This is a genomic window from Kribbella rubisoli, assembly GCF_004217145.1.
Taxonomy (GTDB): Bacteria; Actinomycetota; Actinomycetes; order Propionibacteriales; family Kribbellaceae; genus Kribbella; species Kribbella rubisoli.
The window spans coordinates 361851-380924 of sequence record NZ_SHKR01000018.1; the positions used below are offsets into that span (position 1 = coordinate 361851).

At 68.2% G+C, this 19074-nt stretch carries 17 protein-coding genes; 5 read left to right on the forward strand and 12 right to left on the reverse strand.

Translation table 11 applies throughout. The annotated features are described in order from the left end of the window. Nucleotides 1-335 precede the first annotated feature (335 nt). The 6 genes from EV645_RS39810 to EV645_RS39835 form a co-directional block, all read right to left on the reverse strand. Nucleotides 336-1277, reverse strand: a complete 942-nt coding sequence (locus EV645_RS39810; RefSeq protein WP_157997268.1) for a magnesium and cobalt transport protein CorA — start codon at nucleotides 1275-1277, stop codon at nucleotides 336-338. A 126-nt stretch (nucleotides 1278-1403) separates the two neighbouring features. After that, nucleotides 1404-1688 (reverse strand): DUF308 domain-containing protein, encoded by a 285-nt coding sequence (locus tag EV645_RS39815; protein ID WP_130450113.1) that lies wholly within the window; start codon nucleotides 1686-1688, stop codon nucleotides 1404-1406. A gap of 150 nt (nucleotides 1689-1838) precedes the next feature. After that, entirely contained in the window at nucleotides 1839-2963 is a 1125-nt protein-coding gene (locus tag EV645_RS39820; RefSeq protein WP_157997269.1) for an AI-2E family transporter, read from the reverse strand. 292 nt (nucleotides 2964-3255) lie between these two features. Further along, nucleotides 3256-3693, reverse strand: a complete 438-nt coding sequence (locus tag EV645_RS39825; protein WP_130450117.1) for a hypothetical protein — start codon at nucleotides 3691-3693, stop codon at nucleotides 3256-3258. 1701 nt (nucleotides 3694-5394) lie between these two features. After that, the gene (locus EV645_RS39830; RefSeq protein WP_130450119.1) at nucleotides 5395-6066 is read right to left on the reverse strand and encodes a hypothetical protein; all 672 of its coding nucleotides are present in this window, start codon (nucleotides 6064-6066) and stop codon (nucleotides 5395-5397) included. Next, nucleotides 6063-6371, reverse strand: coding sequence for a PadR family transcriptional regulator (locus EV645_RS39835; RefSeq protein ID WP_130450121.1), 309 nt, complete (start codon nucleotides 6369-6371; stop codon nucleotides 6063-6065). Before EV645_RS39835 ends, EV645_RS39830 begins: the two co-directional genes overlap by 4 nt. Nucleotides 6372-6974: 603 nt before the next feature. Here EV645_RS39835 and EV645_RS42070 point away from each other — a divergent pair. Further along, on the forward strand, nucleotides 6975-8102 hold the full coding sequence (locus EV645_RS42070) for a tyrosine-type recombinase/integrase (protein ID WP_157997270.1): 1128 nt from the start codon (nucleotides 6975-6977) through the stop codon (nucleotides 8100-8102). A gap of 39 nt (nucleotides 8103-8141) precedes the next feature. Here EV645_RS42070 and EV645_RS39845 read toward each other — a convergent pair whose 3' ends face one another. Both EV645_RS39845 and EV645_RS39850 read right to left on the reverse strand, forming a co-directional pair. Next, the gene (locus EV645_RS39845) at nucleotides 8142-9344 is read right to left on the reverse strand and encodes an acyl-CoA dehydrogenase family protein (RefSeq protein WP_130450125.1); all 1203 of its coding nucleotides are present in this window, start codon (nucleotides 9342-9344) and stop codon (nucleotides 8142-8144) included. Beyond that, nucleotides 9344-10648 (reverse strand): acyl-CoA dehydrogenase family protein, encoded by a 1305-nt coding sequence (locus EV645_RS39850; RefSeq protein WP_130450127.1) that lies wholly within the window; start codon nucleotides 10646-10648, stop codon nucleotides 9344-9346. Before EV645_RS39850 ends, EV645_RS39845 begins: the two co-directional genes overlap by 1 nt. A gap of 75 nt (nucleotides 10649-10723) precedes the next feature. Between EV645_RS39850 and EV645_RS39855 the strand changes: the two genes are divergently transcribed. The 4 genes from EV645_RS39855 (at nucleotide 10724) to EV645_RS39870 (ending at nucleotide 14821) form a co-directional block, all read left to right on the forward strand. Then, the gene (locus tag EV645_RS39855) at nucleotides 10724-11707 is read left to right on the forward strand and encodes a LacI family DNA-binding transcriptional regulator (RefSeq protein WP_130450129.1); all 984 of its coding nucleotides are present in this window, start codon (nucleotides 10724-10726) and stop codon (nucleotides 11705-11707) included. A 63-nt stretch (nucleotides 11708-11770) separates the two neighbouring features. Further along, nucleotides 11771-12778, forward strand: coding sequence for an alcohol dehydrogenase catalytic domain-containing protein (locus EV645_RS39860; protein WP_130450131.1), 1008 nt, complete (start codon nucleotides 11771-11773; stop codon nucleotides 12776-12778). After that, nucleotides 12775-13740 carry a Gfo/Idh/MocA family protein gene (locus EV645_RS39865; RefSeq protein ID WP_130450133.1) on the forward strand — a complete coding sequence of 322 codons (966 nt, stop codon included), beginning with the start codon at nucleotides 12775-12777 and terminating at the stop codon, nucleotides 13738-13740. The genes EV645_RS39860 and EV645_RS39865 overlap by 4 nt, the downstream gene beginning before the upstream one ends. A 19-nt stretch (nucleotides 13741-13759) precedes the next feature. Continuing rightward, nucleotides 13760-14821 (forward strand): class I SAM-dependent methyltransferase, encoded by a 1062-nt coding sequence (locus tag EV645_RS39870; RefSeq protein ID WP_130450135.1) that lies wholly within the window; start codon nucleotides 13760-13762, stop codon nucleotides 14819-14821. Here EV645_RS39870 and EV645_RS39875 read toward each other — a convergent pair. From EV645_RS39875 to EV645_RS39890, 4 genes are all read right to left on the reverse strand, one after another. Continuing rightward, entirely contained in the window at nucleotides 14811-16043 is a 1233-nt protein-coding gene (locus EV645_RS39875) for an RNA polymerase sigma factor (RefSeq protein ID WP_130450137.1), read from the reverse strand. The two genes, EV645_RS39870 and EV645_RS39875, sit on opposite strands and share 11 nt — an antisense overlap. Nucleotides 16044-16172: 129 nt before the next feature. Then, complete coding sequence (locus EV645_RS39880) at nucleotides 16173-16580, reverse strand: TIGR03668 family PPOX class F420-dependent oxidoreductase (RefSeq protein ID WP_130450139.1); 408 nt, start codon at nucleotides 16578-16580, stop codon at nucleotides 16173-16175. A gap of 40 nt (nucleotides 16581-16620) precedes the next feature. Then, nucleotides 16621-18213 (reverse strand): phytoene desaturase family protein, encoded by a 1593-nt coding sequence (locus tag EV645_RS39885; protein ID WP_130450141.1) that lies wholly within the window; start codon nucleotides 18211-18213, stop codon nucleotides 16621-16623. A 9-nt stretch (nucleotides 18214-18222) separates the two neighbouring features. After that, nucleotides 18223-19050 (reverse strand): HpcH/HpaI aldolase/citrate lyase family protein, encoded by an 828-nt coding sequence (locus EV645_RS39890; RefSeq protein WP_130450143.1) that lies wholly within the window; start codon nucleotides 19048-19050, stop codon nucleotides 18223-18225. Nucleotides 19051-19074: the final 24 nt, after the last annotated feature.

Below are 19074 nucleotides of genomic sequence, written 5' to 3' on the forward strand. Positions count from 1 at the left end.
CCGGTTGGCCAGGACGAGGATGAACGTTTAGATGACGAGGGTGATTACGCCGTTCAGCAGCTGCATGTTGAGCAGCAGTTGGATCAGGTTGCCGGGGACCATTCGCCGGAGGGGGCATCCTGCGCCTCGCGAAGCCCTTCGACGGGGTGCCTCGCGGTCGCCGCGCTCCTTGCAACGTGCGAAGGAGGCCGAAGGTGATCGAGTGCCCGTCGATCCGAGCGAGCCGTCGATTTGGTTGCACGTGTGCGCGGAGATGCGGCCGTTGGTGTGGCGGCACGTCAAGTCGGACGTCTTCCTGCTGGGCGCCGCTTGAGCGGCTGGCCGGCATCGGCCAGCTACAGCCAGCCGTAGTGCCGGAAGGCGCGGTACAGTCCCAGGCAGATGGCCACCATCACCACCAGCACCAGCGGGTAGCCGAAGCGCCAGCCCAACTCGGGCATGTGCCGGAAGTTCATTCCGTAGATGCCGGCGAGCAGGGTTGGGACGGCCCAGATCGCGGCCCAGGCCGAGATCCGGCGCATATCGGTGTTCTGCCGCACCGACACCTCGGCCAGGTAAGCCTGGAGCGCGTTGGCGAGCAGGTTGCCGAGCGCGTCGGCCCCATCGACCAGGTGCTGCAGGTGGGGGCGCTGCAGGCGGAAGTGCCGCCTGAACCGGTCGCCGGTGGGCGCTGGCAACTCGGTGGCCAGACGGTCGAGCATCTCGACCAGCGGGGCGGCGGCCCGCCGGAACTCCAGCACCTGCCGGGCGAGGTGGTACAGGCGCTCGGTCGGCCGGGACCGATCTGTGTCGAAGACGGCCTGCGTGGCCTCGTCGACCGCGTCGTTGAGGGCGCTGAGGACGGGGCCGTAGCGCTCCACGGCATGGTCGAGGACGCAGGTGAGCACCGCCGCCGGGCCAGCGCCGGCCAACTCGGCGTCGGCCCGTAAGTCCTGACTCACCCGCTCCACGGCAGGCTCGTTGCGGTCGACGCTGACTACGAAGCCGTCGCCAAGCACCAGCTGGACCCTCGCGAGCCGTACGGCCTCCTCGGCGGCCACCCAACTGATCGTGTTGACTTCCGCGAATACCAGCTGGTCGGAAACCTCCAGGGCCGGCCGATTGGCCGACGTGTCCGGGTCGTCGATCAGCGGCCCCGGCAGCGCGAACTCGTGCTGCACGGACGCCAACTCCTCCGGGCTGGGGTCGCGCAGGCTGACCCAGACGAACGTGTGGCCGTCCGGCCCGGCACCCTCGGCGCCGCGCCCGTCCTGATACGTGGTTCGCGCGGTGGCCATCACGCTCCCGCCACTCCGTCCAACAGCTGCCCCGCAGCCGTCCGCTTCCGCCGGACGGCGGCCAGCACCGCTCGGTCCCGGTCCGGGCTCGACAAGCATGGCCCAGCATACGGCGCGCCCCCGCGCTCACGCCTCCTCCTTAGTCCTTGACCTGCACACCTTCACTGCCGCCGGCCGTGGCAGGGAAGCTGGCTTCTCGAAGCGGTGGTGATCAGCCGGCCAGCCGCTCGGCCTCCTTGCCGCCTCACGTAAGGCAAAGGCGGCGAAGATTTCGTTCACCCGGTAGAAGACGGCCCACACCCCGACCACGGTGACCAGGGTCAGCAGCGACCGCTCCCAGGAGCGGACCGCCCAGATTCCCAGGACCGCCTCCCGCAATGGGATCCTCGAGAATGTCTCATCGCGTGTCATCACAACCTCCCTTGCCGCCCGCCACCGCCGGGGACCCCGATTCCCATGTCCATGAGCTCGCGGCGGTGCGGCTGCTTCTACCTTTGCGGTCGTGCGTCCTGCCACGCCTGCGGTTCGGGGGGTTGTCCTTGCCGGTCTGGAAGCTGGCGCTCAGTTGTCGTGCGGCGCCGCTGGGCCGTCGTTGGCGGGGTCCTCAGGTGGTGCGTTGGATCGGCTGGCCAGGACGACGTCGACGGCGATGACTTTGATGGTGGCGGCGATCGGGAGGGCGAGCAGTGCGCCGGCGAAGCCCGCCAGGATCCCGCCGGCGAGGGTGCTGATGATGACGGCCGCTGGTGAGAGGTCGATGGAGCTCTTGTACACCCGCGGGGCCAGGAGGTAGTTCTCGAACAGCTGGTAGGCGATGAAGAACACGACGGTCGCGACGCTGTAGGCGGGCCCTTCGGTCAGGGCGACCAGTACCGCCGGCACGGCACCGAGGTAGGCGCCGACCTGCGGGATCAAGTCGGCGACGCCGGCCCACAGGCCCAGCGGTACCGCGTAGTCGATGCGCAGGGCGAGCAGCGCGACCACGGTCGCTGCTGCGCACACGGTCGAGGTGATCAGGTTGCCGGAGACGTAGCCGCCGATCTTGTCGAACGACCGTTGGAGCAGCAGGTTGACGTGGGCGCGGCGGTCCCGGCTGACCAGCTTGGCGATGGTCGCGGGCAGGCGCGGCAGCGCGACCATGAAGTAGATGCACAAGATGCCGACGGTGAACACGTCGAAGACGCGGCCGAACGCCGTCCCCGCGGCGCCGACGATCGCGGTGAACGACTTGCCGATCTTGCTCGGAAGGTCGGCGATGAACTGCCTGACTTCGGCCGAGACGCTGGCGTGCCGGAAGGCGTTGCCGAGCCAGTCGTCGCGCCGTTGCAGGTCGGCGAGAAAACCCGGCAGCGCCGCGGCGAACTGCGGCACCTCCCGAGCCAGCAGCGGGATCAGCAACGCCACGAACAAGGCCAGGAACACGACCAGCCCGACGAAGATGATGGCCACCGCCCAGCCCCGGCGGATCCGCAGCTTGCCGAGCCACTGGACGGCCGGATCCAGGCCGATGGCCAGCACGAACGCGACCAGCGCGAGGAGCAGCACGTGGGAGATCCGCCGCGCCGCGGCGACCACGAGCAGCGTGGCGACCACGGCCAGCGTGGTCCGCACCCAGTACGTCCACGGCGGCCAGACCTGGGACCATGCCGGCCGAGCCGGCGCCGGCGCCGGCTCAGGTCCCGACATGCTCGTGGATCCGGTCTGCGCCTGCGCGGCCTCCGCTGGCTCGCTTCGGTCAGGTCTGCCGGGCCTGTGGTCGGCGGTGCCGTCTCCAGGCTCGGTGACCATCCGCACCTCCTGGTCCAGCCGTTACCTTCCGGCCGCCGGTCCGCACTCCGGCTCCAGTCGGTTCCGGCCTAACGGTTCGATCTCCCACTGCGCCGGACGTCGAGATCCGGGCTCGTGCGGCGGATGGAGAGCAGGCGGGAGGGACGCTCGACCCGACCAAGCTTCCCCTTTGAAGGCAGCGAAGGCGTGATTATGGAGCGTTTGCTGCAGCCCTGGCCCGCTCGTCGGCGTATGCCCGCGCGTCCATGGCATCGAGGGCTGCGAGCCGCGCGTTCTCGACCGTCCATGCGGCGTAGTCGATGGCGTCGGCTGCGTCCGCTTCGGCCAAATCCGCGTCGGTGGCGGCCAGGTTGGCGTCGCGCTGCTCGTTGCGCTTCTCGATCTTCGCCTTCACATCGTCCATCTTGGCCGACGCGTCAGCCTTCATCTGCGCCCACTTACTCTGCGCCTGCTCGGCGGTATCACCCGCCTTCTGTTCGACGTCCTTGCCGGCCTGATCGAGGTCGACCTGGGCCTGGTCGATTCGCGAGCGCAGTTTGTCGCGCGACTCGCCGGCCGCGCTCTTCACCGCGGACAGCCCCTCGGCAGTGCGCTTCTCGAGGGCCTCGAACTGCGTGGAGAAATCCATCTCGTTCCCTCCCCTTACTCGACTCCGGAGCCTGCTTCCGACAGATACAGCCAACTCCTGGTGAAGACCCATGACAACCCCGAGCCCGCGATCTTCGAGGTCGACCGGAGTCGACCTTGCGCGGGACGCCAGCGCCGCACCCGCGAGCCGGTTCCGCATTGCAGAAGTCCGAGAAATCAATGACCGCGGGGAGCGCCAGCCAGTTGTTCGCTGGCCGGGTGGCACGTAGCGCGTCGGGGGCACGGCAGGCCCGGGATCGGAAGCCAGGGGGGAAGACACTCAGCTGGGCTGCGCCGACGAAGTCGGCCACGTCCAAGGGCCCGCAGGACCGGCTTGCCTGCGAGCACACGGCGTCGGTGGGCAGGACAACGGTGATCGCAGACCAGCCCACGCGACCCCCGGAGGCCTGGACTGGACCGTGTCGGACTCGGGCACGCCGCCAACTGCTGCCCGTCCGGCTACCCCCAGGGTCTACCGATGGCTGGCAGCTTGTCACGGGCACCTCTGCAAACACACCCAGCTGCAGGACACCTTCGGGTGGAACATGCTGGCTCTGGTTGACGGCGTACCGCGCACCCTGAACTCCCCGCCGGGACCAGCTCATTCGGCAGCGGGTACGGGCGGGTATGTCACCCCGCCTGTCCCGTGCAGCGGCCAGCGCTCGCCTGCACGCCGAGAGTTCATTGATCCGCTCGTGAAGAACCGGCGACTCCACCCAACGCCTCCAATGTCATTCAGCTCGTCGACGAGGCCCACCAACGGGCACCGCGCGCCAGACCCTAAAGCCGCTCGATAGACGACCGATAGCACCACCACACGCGCACTCTCAGGGACTCCGCGTCGTGGGACCGGCCTGACAGACGTCTACGCAACTGGGTCGATGAGGCGCCGTGGGCTCGAAGGCGCCGTGCGGGTATGGCAGATGGCTTACCCGGAGGTCGACGTCCGATGGCATGTCGCGCCCGGTGCGGTCGAGGGCGTCGTACTTGCGGAGTTGGCCGCAGCTGTGGTGACGGTGCTGGAACCACACCTTGTTCCCCCGGACCATGCTGTACGTCGCCGCCACGACAGCACTGTTCGCCGTCGGCGCACACCTGGCCGCATACAGGATCCCGAACCCGGATGACTGCGATCTGGCGTATAACGGGTGGCGCGAGGGTGGTGGCTTCTGATCAGCCACCACCTCTAGGAGCAACATGCCGCACCGATTTCGCAGGCTGCGTCGTTGGCCGATGCTTGTCGTCATGGCCGCGGTCACGGCCGTGGTCATGCTGGCGGGAACGATCACCGCGTCGCAGCAGGCCAGTGCGAACACCGGACTGGTCGCCGTACCGGGTGATCTGACCAACTTCGTCATCGCGGGTGCACCGACCTGGTACTTCGCCCGGGCCAATAGTCACGACGCCTGCTGGCCGTCGCCGGCCTTCGTCGGCGCCAACAACGATCAGGTCCCGCGGCGCCGCTGGCAAACTGGCCGGACGCCCACCCGGACCGTCTCGGGTGCTGTCGAACTGGTCGACAGCGGACCATACCTGACCAGCACCACGCACATGAGTTGGATCGCGGCCACACCTGCCAGTGCGAATGCGCCAGTACCGCGGAGCGCAGCGCGGTCGTTCAATACTCCGAAGACGGCGAGCAAAGTCTCGGCCATTGCCGCGACCAAAAGCCACTGCGAACGACGCTTCTGGGCAACGAGCCTCACGGGACAGGCCGGTAGGGCGATCCGGTCCTCCGGGGACGAGCCAGACCGCCGGTCACGGCAAGACCGGCACCCACCACGCCGAGGAACACCGACAACAGGCCGGCGCCGAACAGCAGACTCAGGTTCACGTAGGTGCGCATCGAGGTGTACCCGCTGCCGGCCAGCCCGTCGATCTTTGCTTGCTGGCGGCTGATGACGTCCAGGAACACGTTGTCGATCACCGCGTAGGTACCGATCGTCAACGCTCCGATCACCACGCCCGTAGTACCACCGGCCAGTGCGAGCACCCGCCAGTCGCTCGTCACCCGAGCCGTCAGTACGCCGATGATGACGAAGGCGCCGAAGACCGCCAGGTAGCTGATCAGCACCGACGCACCGTCGGTGTCCTCGGTGGTCGGGAAGACCACGTTCGACAGCACGATCTCGATACTCAGAGCGACCCAGACGATCCCTGCGGCGAGGAACGCCCGGCGCAGGGCAGCTCCGATCTCCGGAGCTCTGGAGCGCCCCGCCGTCAGATGGGCATCGACCACCCCACGCAGGAGATCGAGCGCCACCCGGATGCGGGTGCGCAGGCTCATCGGCCGGAGGTCGTCGAGGACCTGGCTCATCTCGTCGCCGTACTGCCGCCGCCACCGAGCCGGGTAGAGCCGGATCAGGCGCTTCATGCGAACGCTGTCAGACGTTTGAGGCCGACCGTGCTGACCTGGCGCGCCTGTTCCAGATACGTCCGTAGAGCCTGCACCCCGGTCGGCGTGATCTGGTACGGCCGGCGTCGTTCCTCCTCCGGTAAGGCCTCAATCAACCGGCTCTTCTGTAGCCGACTCAGTGCCGCGTAGAGCGTTCCCGGCCCGACCACTGTGCCCGCGAGTCCCTCGATGTCCTTGATCAGCGCGTACCCATGCTTCGGGCCACCGGCAAGGCTGGTCAGGATCAACACACTCGGTTCGGCAAATCTCCCCAGACCATCCATCCGCCCCACACCCCCACTATTCCGCGACACGCTATATCGCCTCACGTAATACTAGGATCGATCCGACGCTCTGGGAACCCCTGGTCAGCCCGCCGCACCCGCCTCCTGCAGATCCCGGTCGACCACGTCCGATCCGTGCGCCGGACCTATTCCGCCGGCTGCGCGGACTACTGGCGATCGTCGCCTGGACTGCGCGACGCGAGGACCCGGTACGACGCGACGAACTGGATCGCCTCAATGAGCAGCCTCGTGGTGTCCAACCGGCATTCCGCACACCCGCCAGGTCCAAGCCCTGCGCTGAGGCCTGTCGATCGGGTGCGCCGGCTCGCTTGCTCGGACAGTCGCGGATGCCATCCCAAAGTCTCGCTGCCTCAAACGTTGAGCTCGGTCTGTGTCAGTGGGCCGAGGAGGCAGCGGGTGGCCTTTGCGAAGGATCAGTGGACGAAGGCTGTTACGCAGTCCGATGGGAAGGTCAAGCGGGAGCGGGACGATAAGCGTTGGGGGCACGGTAAGCGTTGGCTGGGGGTTTGGACCGATCCGCAGGGGAAGGAGAAGTCTCGGGCGTTCGACACCAAGGTTCAGGCGTTGCGGTATGCGAATGGGATGGAGACGGATCGGGATCGTGGGGACTATCTCGATCCGAACGCCGGAACGGTGCGACTGGCGGAGATCTGGCCACGGTGGATCGGCTCCCGGACCATCGATCCTGCGAGCGAGATTCAGTACGAGTCGAAGTGGCGGCTGCACGTCGAGCCGGTGTTCGGGCGGCGGATGGTCAAGGGCATCTTGCCGTCTGAGGTCGCGGTCTGGCTGACAGATCTCATGGGCGCCTATGGGCCATCGACGGCCAGGAGCGCGTTCCTGGTGCTCAACGGGTGCCTTGAACTCGCGGTGGCGGACGAACTCATCAAACGGAACCCAGGCCAGTCGAAGGTCGTCAAGAAGCCCAGTAGACGGTTCTCCAAAGTCGTTGCCTGGTCGGATGACATGGTGGAGCGCATCGTCGAGGCGCACCCTGAGCGGTTCAGGTTGCTTCCGACGATCGCATCGGCGGCCGGGTTGCGGCAGGGCGAGATGTTCGGGCTCTCGGTTGACGACTTCGACTTCAGCCTGATGCTCATCAGAGTCCGTCGCCAGGTGAAGCGACTCGGAAAGAAGTTCGTCTTCGCGCTCCCGAAGAACGACAAGGAGCGGTTCGTTCCGATGGCACCCGTGTTCGCGGAGGCGGTCAAGAGCCACATCGAGCGTTTCGGAACGACCACCATCTCGCTGCCGTGGGAGCGGCTCGACGGCGATGTCCAGGAGCATGACTTGATCTTCAGCTGGCCGGACGGTCGACACCTTACGGCGCGTCTGCATGACGAGCTCGTGTGGAAGCCTGCGCTTGCTGCGGCCGGCGTGATCCCGCCGCCGTACAAGGACAGCCGTGGCCGTCGGCGGTTCAAGACCGATCGCACGACCGGACTGCACGCGCTCCGTCACTACTTCGCAAGCATCACGCTCGCGGACGGGGTCAACATCAAGGAGCTCTCCGAGTACCTCGGTCACCACGATCCGGGGTTCACGCTGCAGATGTACACGCATATGCTGCCGTCGTCCTACGACCGCGCTCGGCAGGCTGTCGACCGGCGGCTGGCGCGACTTGCGCAACGGCTGACGGAGCAGTCACGGAGCAGTGCCGATCAGAGCTGGGATCTCGACGAGATAGATCGAGGTCCCGGCCCGCTCTGAGAGGAACTCGGAGTAGCCCGGAAGGCGTTACGAACAAGGCTATTTCAGCTCGGCCGACGTCTTGCCTAACAGTCTGCGAGCAATGATCAGCTGCTGGATCTGCTGGGTTCCCTCGAAGATGTCGAGGATTTTGCTGTCTCGGGACCACTTCTCGAGGAGTTCGTGTTCGGAGTAGCCGAGGGTGCCGGTCAGTTCTACGCAGCGGAGGGTTATGTCGTTGGCGGTGCGGCCGGCTTTGGCTTTGGCTATGGAGGCTTGGAGGGAGTTGGGTTGGGCGTTGTCGGCCATCCAGGCGGCCTGGAGGGTGAGGAGGTAGGCGGCTTCCCAGTCGGCTTCCATCGAGAGGTACGTCGCGGCGGCGGCGGGCTGTAGATGGATGGGGCGGTCGTAGTCGACGTGTACGCCGGCCTCCGCCAACAGGTCCCGGGTGAGTTCCAGGGACGCGCGGGCGCAGCCGACCGCCATCGCCGCGACCAGCGGACGGGTGTTGTCGAACGTCTGCATGACGCCCGCGAAGCCCTTGTCGATATCGGCCGTGCCGAGCAGGTTCGAGCGCGGTACGCGGCAGTTCTCGAAGCGGATGGTCGCGGTGTCGGACGCGCGGATGCCGAGCTTGTGCTCGAGGCGTTCGACCGTCATGCCGGGCGTGTCCTTCATGACCACGAACGACTTGATCGCTGCCCGGCCGAGCGTCTTGTCGAGCGTCGCCCACACCACCACGGCATCGCACCGGCCGCCGGCGGTGACGAAGATCTTCTCGCCGTTCAGCACGTAGTCGTCGCCGTCGAGCCGCGCGGTCGTCTGGATGTTCGCCGAGTCGGAGCCGCAGTCCGGCTCGGTGATGGCCATCGCGGCCCACACACCGTCGAACCGCTGCAACTGCTCGTCCGACGCCACGGATGCGATCGCCGAGTTGCCGAGTCCCTGCCGCGGCATCGACAGCAGCAGCCCGACATCACCCCAGCACATCTCCATGATCGACAGGACCGACGACAGGTTCGACCCGTTGACGACGCCCTCTTCCCCAGCCGAAGGACGTCGTACGCCGGAAGCCCCCGCGCCCGAGCCGGTGCCTGAGGCCCCTAATCCGTCGACCATCGCGGCGAGCATGTCCAGCTCGACCGGGTACTCGTGCTCGGCCAGGTCGTACCGGCGCGAATTCGGCCGCAGCATCTCCGCCGCGACCTGATGCGCCTGGTTGACGAAGGCCCGGAACTTGCGCGGAGTCTCGAGGTTGATCATCAGACCAGCACCGCCCCTTCCATCACGCCGATCGCTCGCAGGTCGCGGTACCAGCGCTCCACCGGATGCTCCTTCACGAACCCGTGCCCGCCGAGCAGTTGTACGCCGTCCGTCCCGATCTGCATGCCCTTCTCGGTGCACAACCGCCGCGCCAATGCCACCTCCCGGGCGAACGAAAGCCCTTGCGTAGCACGCGATCCGGCCCGATACGTCACGAGTTTCATGCCTTCGAGCTCGATCCCGATGTTCGCGACCATGAACGCGACCGACTGCCGATGGCTGATCGGCTCGCCGAAGGCCTCCCGCGAGTTCACGTACGGCGTGACGTAGTCGAGCACCGCCCGCGCCGTACCGAGGGCCAATGCACACCACCCGAGCCGCGACAACCGCACGCACTCGGCGTAGTCGTCCAACGATCCGAGCGGCACGGCCGGCACATCGGTCAGGATCACCCGGCTCAGCGAAGCGGCCCGCAGCCCCATCGAAGGCTCCGCCTCGATCACCACTCCCGGGTGATCAGCCTCCACCACGAACAACCGCGGACCGGCGTCCGTCTGCGCGCCGATCACGAACAGCTCCGCCTCGGCGCCTCGCGGTACCAACGACTTCACGCCGTTCAGCAGCCCACCCGTGAACCGTGTGCGCACCGAGAACGGATCGAACACCGGCCGCGGCTCGACCAACGCCAGCGCGGCGGCCGGCACAGATGAGCCGGTGAAGGAGGGCAGGTACGTCGCCTGCTGCGTCTCGTCGCCCCACAACGAGATCGCCGTACTCACCGCCGACGGCGCCAGACACGCGACCGCCTGGCCCATGTCGCCGTACGCGAGCGCCTCGGCGACGAGTACGCCGGTCATCGCGGACCGCTCGGTGACGATGCCGCCGAGCTCCTCCGGGACCTCGATCAGGCTCAGCCCCAGCTCGGCCGACGACTCCAGAACCTTGGCCTCCGTGGCGCAGGCCGTGTCGGCCGCAGAAGCAGCAGGCCGCAGTACGTCGGAGGCGAACGAGCGGACGACGTCGACCATCATCTGCTGGTCCTCGGTCGGCGTCAGGTCGAACCGTCCAGTTCCCTTCGCTGCAGGCAACCGCGACGGGCCGGTCAGCTTCGTAGCGGCCGAGAACCGCCGAGAGAGCGCTCCCGCCGTCCGGAATCCGGTCTTGGTCGCCTCGAACACCACCCGCTCGGCCGGCTTCCGCAGCCCGAACCGGTCGATCGCCCGCCACCGGGCCAGCTTGTTGAGCAGGGCCACGCCGACCCCGATCGCGTCCCGGCGCCCGCGGGTCTTCTCCTGAAGGCTCATGCGGCCAACTGTAAACCGAAGTTACAACCCAGGTCACGCTGTAGCCTGACGCAACCGGTCCGAAGGAGCGCAGCAGTGGCGGTCAGCATGTCCGACGTGGCCCGCCATGCAGGCGTGTCTCAGCGCACCGTCTCGAACGTGGTGAACAACTACGTCCACGTCTCCCCCGCGACCCGCGCCCGCGTCCAGGCCAGCCTCGACGCCCTCGGCTACCGCCCGAACACCGCGGCCCGCCGCCTGCGGACCGGCCGCACCGGCACCGTCACCCTGGCCGTCCCCACGTTCCGCGAGCGGTACTTCGCCGACCTCGCCGAAGCCGTCATCGCCGCTGCGCGCGACCGCGGTACGACGATCCTCGTCGAGACGACCGGCGGCCGCCACGACCTCGAGGTCGAGCTGCTCCGCGGTGGCGGCGACGTCCTCACCGACGGCGTGATCATGAGCGCGGTCTCGCTCAGCCGCACCGACCAGCGCAGTACGCACCCGGTCGTGCTTGTCGGCGACCGTGAGCCCGGCAGCGCGATCGACCATGTCGGCATCAAGAACCGTGAGGCGGCTCAGGCCGCTGTCACGCATCTGCTCGACACCGGCCGGCAACGGATCCTGCTGCTCGGAGCGAACCACGGCCCGAGACGCTCGTACCAACTCCGCCGCCAGGGTTATCAGGCCGCGCTCAAGAAACGCGGGATCGACCTCGACCCCGCCCTGATCGTCGACTGCGACTGGACCACCACGACTGCCGCCCAAGCGATCAGCCAGACCTTCCCACAGTTGCGCCCTGACGGCATCTTCGCGATGAACGACTCCGCGGCGCTCGGCGCGCTCCGGGCGCTGCAGCGCGGCACCATCGACGTACCAGGCGACGTGTCCGTCATCGGCTTCGACGACATCGTCGAGTCGAGCCTGTCCACACCGACTCTCAGCACGATCGCTCCGCTCCTCGACGACCTCGCCAGCTCAGCGCTCGACCTGCTCGATGAGCAGTTGGACGACGATCACGTCCCGCAGCACCGGATGGCCGGCTATGAACTCCGCGTCCGGGAGAGCACCACCCGCTGATCCACCTCGACCATCGCGCAAACCCTTGTGGACAGGATTTGCTACGTAGTAAATTCCGGCAGCATGACGCGTACCGCCCTCGCCCCCAGGTTCACCGGCGCCGGAAAGATCGAGTTCGCGGACCACGAGTACCCGGACCCCGGACCCGGCCAACTCCTCCTCGCCGTCCAGGCCAACGCCCTCTGCGGCACCGACCGGCATCAGTACTACGACGGCTCGTCCGTCGTACCCGGACATGAAGCCGCCGGCACCGTCCTGCAGGCCGGCGAAGGCACCAACACATCCGTCGGCACCCGCGGCGCCGTCTTCCTGATGGACTTCTGCGGCGAGTGCCGCAGCTGCAAGCTGAGCGCCACCAACCAGTGCCTCGCCAAGCGGGCCGACATGGGGTTCAGCCACGACGGCGGCTACGGCCCGTACGAGCTGGTGCACGAGTCGAACTTCTTCCCGATCACCGACGACATCGAGATCGGCAACGCGACGATGCTGCTCGACGTGATGGGCACCAGCAGCCACGCGATCGGGCGGGCGTCACTGGTCAGACCAGACGTCGAGAGCGTGTACATCGCGGGCGCCGGTCCGATCGGACTCGGCCTGACCGTGATGAGCAAGCTCAAGTACGGCGCCGGCGTCCCGGTCTACATCTCCGACTTCTCGCGCTGGCGGCTCGAGTTCGCGGAGTCCTTCGGCGCGATCCCCATGCTCGCGGACGATCTGAGCAAGGCCGGCTCTCCTGACGTCGCGTTCGACTCGTCGGGCAAGGAGTCCGCCCGCAGGGCCGCACTCGACATCGTCAGCCGGCGCGGCGCGCTGATCTGCGTCGGCCACGGCGAATCACTCACCATCGACGTGTCCGACGACCTGATCTCGCCCGAACACGCCATCCTCGGCAGCGAGTACTTCCGGTACGACGAAATGCCGGGCAACCTCGCGCTGCTGTCGGAGCATCAAGAGCTGATCTCCCGCGTGATCAGCCATCGGTTCCCGGTCGCGGAGATCGCCGACGCGTTCAGCCTGTTCATGAGCGGCGAGAGCGGAAAGGTCGTCGTCACGCAGGAGGGCGCTTCATGAGGGTCGCGGTCGTCGGCGCCGGCGGATGGGGCGAGCACCACGCCCGCATCTTCTCGCGGCGCGAGGACACCGAACTGTGCGGCATCTTCGGTCGTACACCGGACCGCACGCGGGCGCGGGCCGAGAAGTACGGCACCACGCCGTACACCGATCTCGACGCGATGTTGCGGACCGAGCAGCCTGAGCTCGTCACGGTCTGCCTGCCGAACGAGGACCACTACGACATCACCCTGAAGCTGGTGCGTACCGGCGTACCGCTGCTGGTCGAGAAGCCGCTCGTGTTCGACCTCGCCGAGGCGGACAGCCTGCTCGCGGAGGCGGGCGACAACTTCTTCGCGATCAACTTCAATCACCGGTACGCCGAACCCGTGCAGCGTGCGAAGGCCCTGATCGAGGCCGGCGAACTCGGCGACCTCGTCTTCGCGACCTGGCGTTTCGGCGGCGAGGCGAACCGCGGGAACTCACCGCACGCCAACCTGATCGAGACCCAGTGCCATGGCTTCGACATGCTCGAGCAACTGGTCGGACCAGTAGCCTCAGTATCCGCGCAGATGACCGACAAGATGTACGGCGCCTTCAGCACGGTCGCGCTCGCCCTCGAGTTCGAGAACCGCGCGGTCGGCACGATGCTCGGCACCTACGACTCGTCGTACGCCTACCCCGACACGCAGCGGATCGAGGTCAACGGCACCGCGGGCCGGCTCGTCATTCACGACACCGTCCGCGCGCTGACGTTCCAGAAGGCCGGCGATCCGGTCGAGCAGCGCTGGCACTCGACGTACTTCGACGACGAGTCCCGCAACTTCGCCGGTACGTTCGACCGCCACGTCGACACGCTGCTCACCGCACTGCGCAAGGGCGAGCAACCACCCGTCCACGCACGAGCCGGCCGCCGGGCCTTGCAGCTCGCGCAGGCCGCGATCGAGTCCCACGAGAGCGGACGCCGGGTCAGCACGCCCTGACGTCAGTACGATCCACTCCATGGACCGGACCAACGCACTCGTCGAGCGGATCTTCCGGAACGCCGGGGCCGCACTCGAGCTCTACTCCATCTACCTCGGCGAGCGCCTCGGGCTGTACCGGGCGCTCGCCGACAAGGGCCCCGCGACCTCGGCCGAGCTGGCCGAACGCACCGGCACCAACGAGCGCTACATCCGCGAGTGGCTCGAGCACCACGCCGCCGGCGGTCTCGTCGACGTCGACGACGTCAAGGCGGCTCCGAGCGAACGGCGCTACACGTTGCCGGCGGAGCACATCCCGGTGCTGGCCGACGAGGAGGACGTCAACTACCACGGCTACAAAGGCGTCGAGCTCGCGCGAGCGGCCCGGATGCTCCCGGATCTCGTCGAGGCGTACCGCACCGGCGATGCCCCGCCGCACCAGCCGTGGGAGCCCGAGGGGCGCGCGGAGTTCAACCGCCCGACGTACCTCAACCGGCTGGGCAAGGAGTGGCTGCCCGCCATCCCCGAGGTCGACGAACGTCTCCGCGCCGACCCGCCGGCCCGGGTGGCCGACTTCGCCTGCGGCACCGGCTGGTCGTCCATCGCGATGGCCCAGTCCTACCCGCGGATCACCGTCCAAGGCGTGGATCTGGACGGAGACGCCATCGCAGCCGCCCAGGCCCACGCGCAAGAAACAGGACTCAGCGATCGGGTCACGTTCTCTGTCGCCAACGCATCCGAGACCTTGAGCGGCCGGTTCGACCTGGTCACGATCCTCGAAGCGCTGCATGACATGTCGCAGCCCGTCGACGCGCTACGCACCGCCCGAAGCATGCTCGCCGAGGGCGGTTCGGTCCTCGTCCTCGACGAGCTGGTCGAGGACGAGTTCACCGCCCCGGCCCCCGCGCTGGAGCAGTACCACTACGGCTGGAGCCTGATGTCCTGCCTGCCCGACGCGATGGGCGATCCGGACTCGGCCGCGACGGGGGCGTTGATGCGCCCGGATACGCTCCGCCGCTACGCCACCGAGGCCGGGTTCAGCCAGACGCAGGTGCTCCCGTTCCACACCGACCTGTTCCGCTTCTACCGACTCATCCCGTGATCGCGTCGGCCTTCGCCTGCAGGTAGCGCCGCTCCGGCAAGCTCGTCGTACGGCGAGCTGCCGCCAGGTAATGCTCGTGCGCCTTGGTGAGCTCGCCGGCGCGCTCGTAGAGATGGGCGCGGACGGCGTCGAGGCGATGGGTCTCGGTGATGTTCTTGTCGTCCTCGAGCGTCGCCAGCAGGTCGAGACCCGCCTGCGGACCCTCGACCTGCGAGAGCGCGATGGCACGGTTGAGTGTCACCATCGGGTTCGGGGCGAGCTTCTCCAGCACGACGTACAGCGAGAGGATCTGCCGCCAGTCGGTCTCGTCCGCGCTCGGCGCCTCCGCATGTACGGCGGCGATCGCGGCCTGCAGCTGGTACGGCCCGAGCCCTCCCTGCTGCAATGTGTGCAGGATCAGGTCGGCACCCTCGGTGATCTGCGCGCGGTCCCACAACGACCGGTCCTGCTCGTCGATTGGCACCAGACCGCCGTCCGCCGTCGTACGCGCCGCCCGGCGCGAGTCGGTCAGCAACATCAACGCCAGCAGGCCTGCGATCTCGCCATCGTCCGGCAGCGCCGTACGCAACATGCGCGCTAGCCGGATCGCCTCCGCAGTCAGCTCGACCCGCTGCAGCTCCTCCCCCGAGCTCGCCGTGTAGCCCTCGTTGAAGATCAGGTACAGCACCTGCAGTACGACGCGAAGCCGCTCGGCCCGCTCGGACTCCGGCGGCATCGCGAACCGGCTGCCCGCCGCCTTGATGCTCTTCTTGGCCCGGCTGATCCGCGGCGCCATCGTTGCCTCCGGCACCATGAACGCCCGCGCGATCTCGGCCGTCGTCAGACCGCCGACGGCGCGCAACGTCAACGCGACCTGCGACGCCGGCGTGACGGCCGGATGGCAGCACAGGAACAACAAGGTCAACGTGTCATCGGTATCCGGAGCCTCGTCGATATCGGCGCCCGGGGCAACCAACTCCTCCGGCCCGGCCATCGCGGCAAGATTGTCCTCACGCCGCCGCCGAGCGCTCTCGCTCCGGAACGCGTCCGTCAACCGCCGCGTCGCGACGGTGATCAACCACCCACGAGGATTGGCCGGTACGCCGTCCACCGGCCATTGCGTCGCCGCCGCGAGCAGAGCCTCCTGTACGGCGTCCTCACACAGATCGAACTGCCCGTGCCGCCGAGCCAAGAACCCCAGCACCTGCGGCGCCAACTCCCGTAACAGCGCCTCCACATTCACCCCGCCGAGCCTACGCGCTACGTGGCCTGCAATCTCGACAGGACGTATACGTCCACTAAGCCGAATCGGCCGTCCGGCTGAGCGAGAGCGGAGCCTGGACCAGCGGACACCTCCTGTCGAGTTTGCAGCTCAGCTGAACGACCACCCCGACCACCGGTCGACACGGATCGCGACGATCGGTCCGCCCGGTGGGTCGTCCTCGTACTGCGGGTATTTCGCCACCAGCAACTCCACCGCCGCCGCATCCGAGGTCACCACCCGCGCCACCCCGTCGACCCGGACCCACCACAGATGCGTCCAGTCCTCGTCGTACTCATCCACCAGTACCGCGACCCGCTCGTTCGCCGCGATGTTCCGCAGGCGCTTCAGCGCGGTCGTCGTCTTCGGCTTCTGATCGACCCCGATGAACAACTCGTCCCCGTGTACGGCATACGTCACCGGCACCACATGCGGCCGCAGATCAGCCCCGACAGTAGCCAGCCGCCCCACCCGTGCCGCCGCCACCCGGGCCCGACACCCACCCTCATCAAGTCTCACCCCCCGACCATAACCACCCGCCGTGGGGGTGTGGCTGGGGTCAGCGTTGGAGGTGGCGTAGGGCTGCGGTGGGGAGAGTGCGGGTTACGGGGCCCAGGAGGGAAGCGTCGCGGAGGGCGGTGCGGGCGGCCAGGTGGCCGCAGGCGCCGTGCACGCCGCCGCCGGGGTGGATGGCGGAGCTGCCCAGGTAGAGGCCGGTGACGAAAGTGCGGGCGCTGCCGAGGCCGATGGTCGGGCGGAAGATGAGTTGCTGGTGCAGCTGCATCGTGCCGCCGCCGAGGGCACCGAAACCCAGCGCTGCGTTGCCCGACTCCAGCGCGGACGGGCGCTGCAGGTCGCGGGCGATGACCAGGTCGGCGAAGCCCGGCGCGAAGCGCTCGATCGCGCGCTCCATCCGGCCGGCCAGCTTCTCCGCGGCCGCGTCGTCGGCGATCCCGCGCGGCAGGTGCGAGTACGCCCAGACCGCCTCGGTGCCCTCGGGCGACCGGGACGGATCCGACTTGGTCGTCTGTCCGATCAGCAGGAACGGCTGCGCCGGGATCCGTCCGGTGTCGAGATCCGCGGACACGTGGACAAGATCGTCGGCCGTCCCACCGAGATGTACGACGCCGGCCAACTGCGCCTCGGCTGCCTTCCACGGGATCGGGCCGCTGAGCCGGAAGTTCAGCTTGACCGTCGGGTAGTCCCACTCGAACCGCTCGTCGAGATCACGTCGCAGCCCCGCCGGGATAATTGCCTCCGGCAACAATCCGCCGTACAGCGCCGGCGCGGACGTGTCCGCGATGACGGCGCGTGCGACCGAGACGGTCTCGCCGGATGCCGTCTGTACGGCAGTCACGCGGCCTGCGGACACCTCGACGCGCGTCACCGGCGTATCCGGGATCAGCAGCGCGCCCGCACGCTCGGCCCGTCGTACCAGAGCGCTGGAGAACGCCGAGGATCCACCTGCCGCGACCGGATAGCCGACGTCCTGCGCCATCATCGCCAGCAGCCAGCCCATCGTCCCGCTGACGCTGCCCGACAACGGCGCGTCGGCGTGCAACGCGTTGCCGGCGAAGATCGCCGGGCCCTGCCGCCCCGCGAACAGCTCCTGACCCATCCGGTGCATCGGCATCGCCATGAACCGCGCGAACCGCAGCAACTCCCCCACCGAACCCAGCTTCCGCGCGAGCTTCAGGCCTGGGCCGACCGGCGGCCAGGTGGTGAGCAGCGCGTTCAGCAACGGCTCCCGGACGGAGACGTACTGCTGGTACAACCGAAGCCAGGCGTCACCGTCGCCGGGATGCTCGGCGCCGAGCGACTTGGCGGTGTCCTCGGGATCCGGGTGGATCGCCGCAGCAGCGCCGTCCTCGTCGAGCAGGTGCACCAGCGGCAGCGGGGCATTCGCCCATTTCAGGCCGTACTTCTCCAGCTCCAGCGCCCGGATCACCGGCGACGCGACGCCGAGCGGGTAGTTCGAACTGAAACGATCACTGATCCAGCCGCCCTCCTCGGTCGACCGGACCGCACCGCCGAACGTGTCGGCGGCCTCCAGCACCAGCACGTCCCAGCCCGCGTCGGCAAGCGTGATCGCGCTCACGAGCCCGTTCGGCCCCGAACCGATCACTACGGCATCAACACTGCGCGGCAGCATGCTTCGAGACTAACTTGACCGGGTCTGGATCTCCCGCAGGAGGGTGGTCACCTCGCGGGCGCGCCCGATCATGGCCGGGTCGACCATTCGGCCGTCGGGCAGGACGATCACGCCGCCGTCGGAGACGCCTGCCTTCTCAACCGCCGCCAACAGCGCCTCGGCCTCGGCCACCTGAACCGCAGTCGGTGTGAAGGCCTCGACGATCGTGGACAGCTGGCGCGGGTGGATCGCCGTACGACCGACGAAGCCGAGTATCCGCCCTTCCAGCGACGTACGCCGAAGCCCGTCGAAGTCATCGACTCGCGGATACACCGACATCATCGGCGCGCCGAGCCCGGCCGCGCGCGACGCCGACACCAGCCGACCGCGCGACCACGCCAGGCCGGCCGCGTCGTCGACGCCGAGCGCGCTGGACAGATCGGCCTCACCCAGCGCGACCGCGACCACCCGCGGATCGGCGGTCGCGATCTCGAACGCGCGCTCAACGCCCAGCGGCGACTCGATCAGAGCCGTGATCCTTGCCGATGGCACCTTCTCCAGCACGGCGCGGACGTCGGCCGCGCTCTCGACCTTCGGCAGCCGGATCCGTACCGTGGGTACGGCGGAGATCGCGGCCAGGTCGTCGTCGATCCACGGCGACCCGAGTGCGTTCACCCGGATCTCGACCGGGCCGCGGGCATTCGCCGCGATCCAGGCGACCGCCCAGCCGCGCGCGTCCGCCTTGGCGTCGACCGGTACGGCGTCCTCCAGATCGAACACCACCAGATCGGGGCCCGCGGCAACAGCTTTCGCGAACCGGTCCGGCCGGTTGGCCGGAACATACAGTGCCGTCAGCACTTCGAACGCCCCCTCCACGCCATC

Coding starts and splice junctions, on each gene's coding strand:
- EV645_RS39810 (WP_157997268.1), bottom strand. CDS start 1,277: ATGGCCACCGCGCGAACCACGTATCAGGACGGGCGCGGCGCCGAGGGT.
- EV645_RS39815 (WP_130450113.1), bottom strand. CDS start 1,688: ATGACACGCGATGAGACATTCTCGAGGATCCCATTGCGGGAGGCGGTC.
- EV645_RS39820 (WP_157997269.1), bottom strand. CDS start 2,963: ATGTCGGGACCTGAGCCGGCGCCGGCGCCGGCTCGGCCGGCATGGTCC.
- EV645_RS39825 (WP_130450117.1), bottom strand. CDS start 3,693: ATGGATTTCTCCACGCAGTTCGAGGCCCTCGAGAAGCGCACTGCCGAG.
- EV645_RS39830 (WP_130450119.1), bottom strand. CDS start 6,066: ATGAAGCGCCTGATCCGGCTCTACCCGGCTCGGTGGCGGCGGCAGTAC.
- EV645_RS39835 (WP_130450121.1), bottom strand. CDS start 6,371: ATGGATGGTCTGGGGAGATTTGCCGAACCGAGTGTGTTGATCCTGACC.
- EV645_RS42070 (WP_157997270.1), top strand. CDS start 6,975: ATGGAGACGGATCGGGATCGTGGGGACTATCTCGATCCGAACGCCGGA.
- EV645_RS39845 (WP_130450125.1), bottom strand. CDS start 9,344: ATGATCAACCTCGAGACTCCGCGCAAGTTCCGGGCCTTCGTCAACCAG.
- EV645_RS39850 (WP_130450127.1), bottom strand. CDS start 10,648: ATGAGCCTTCAGGAGAAGACCCGCGGGCGCCGGGACGCGATCGGGGTC.
- EV645_RS39860 (WP_130450131.1), top strand. CDS start 11,771: ATGACGCGTACCGCCCTCGCCCCCAGGTTCACCGGCGCCGGAAAGATC.
- EV645_RS39865 (WP_130450133.1), top strand. CDS start 12,775: ATGAGGGTCGCGGTCGTCGGCGCCGGCGGATGGGGCGAGCACCACGCC.
- EV645_RS39870 (WP_130450135.1), top strand. CDS start 13,760: ATGGACCGGACCAACGCACTCGTCGAGCGGATCTTCCGGAACGCCGGG.
- EV645_RS39885 (WP_130450141.1), bottom strand. CDS start 18,213: ATGCTGCCGCGCAGTGTTGATGCCGTAGTGATCGGTTCGGGGCCGAAC.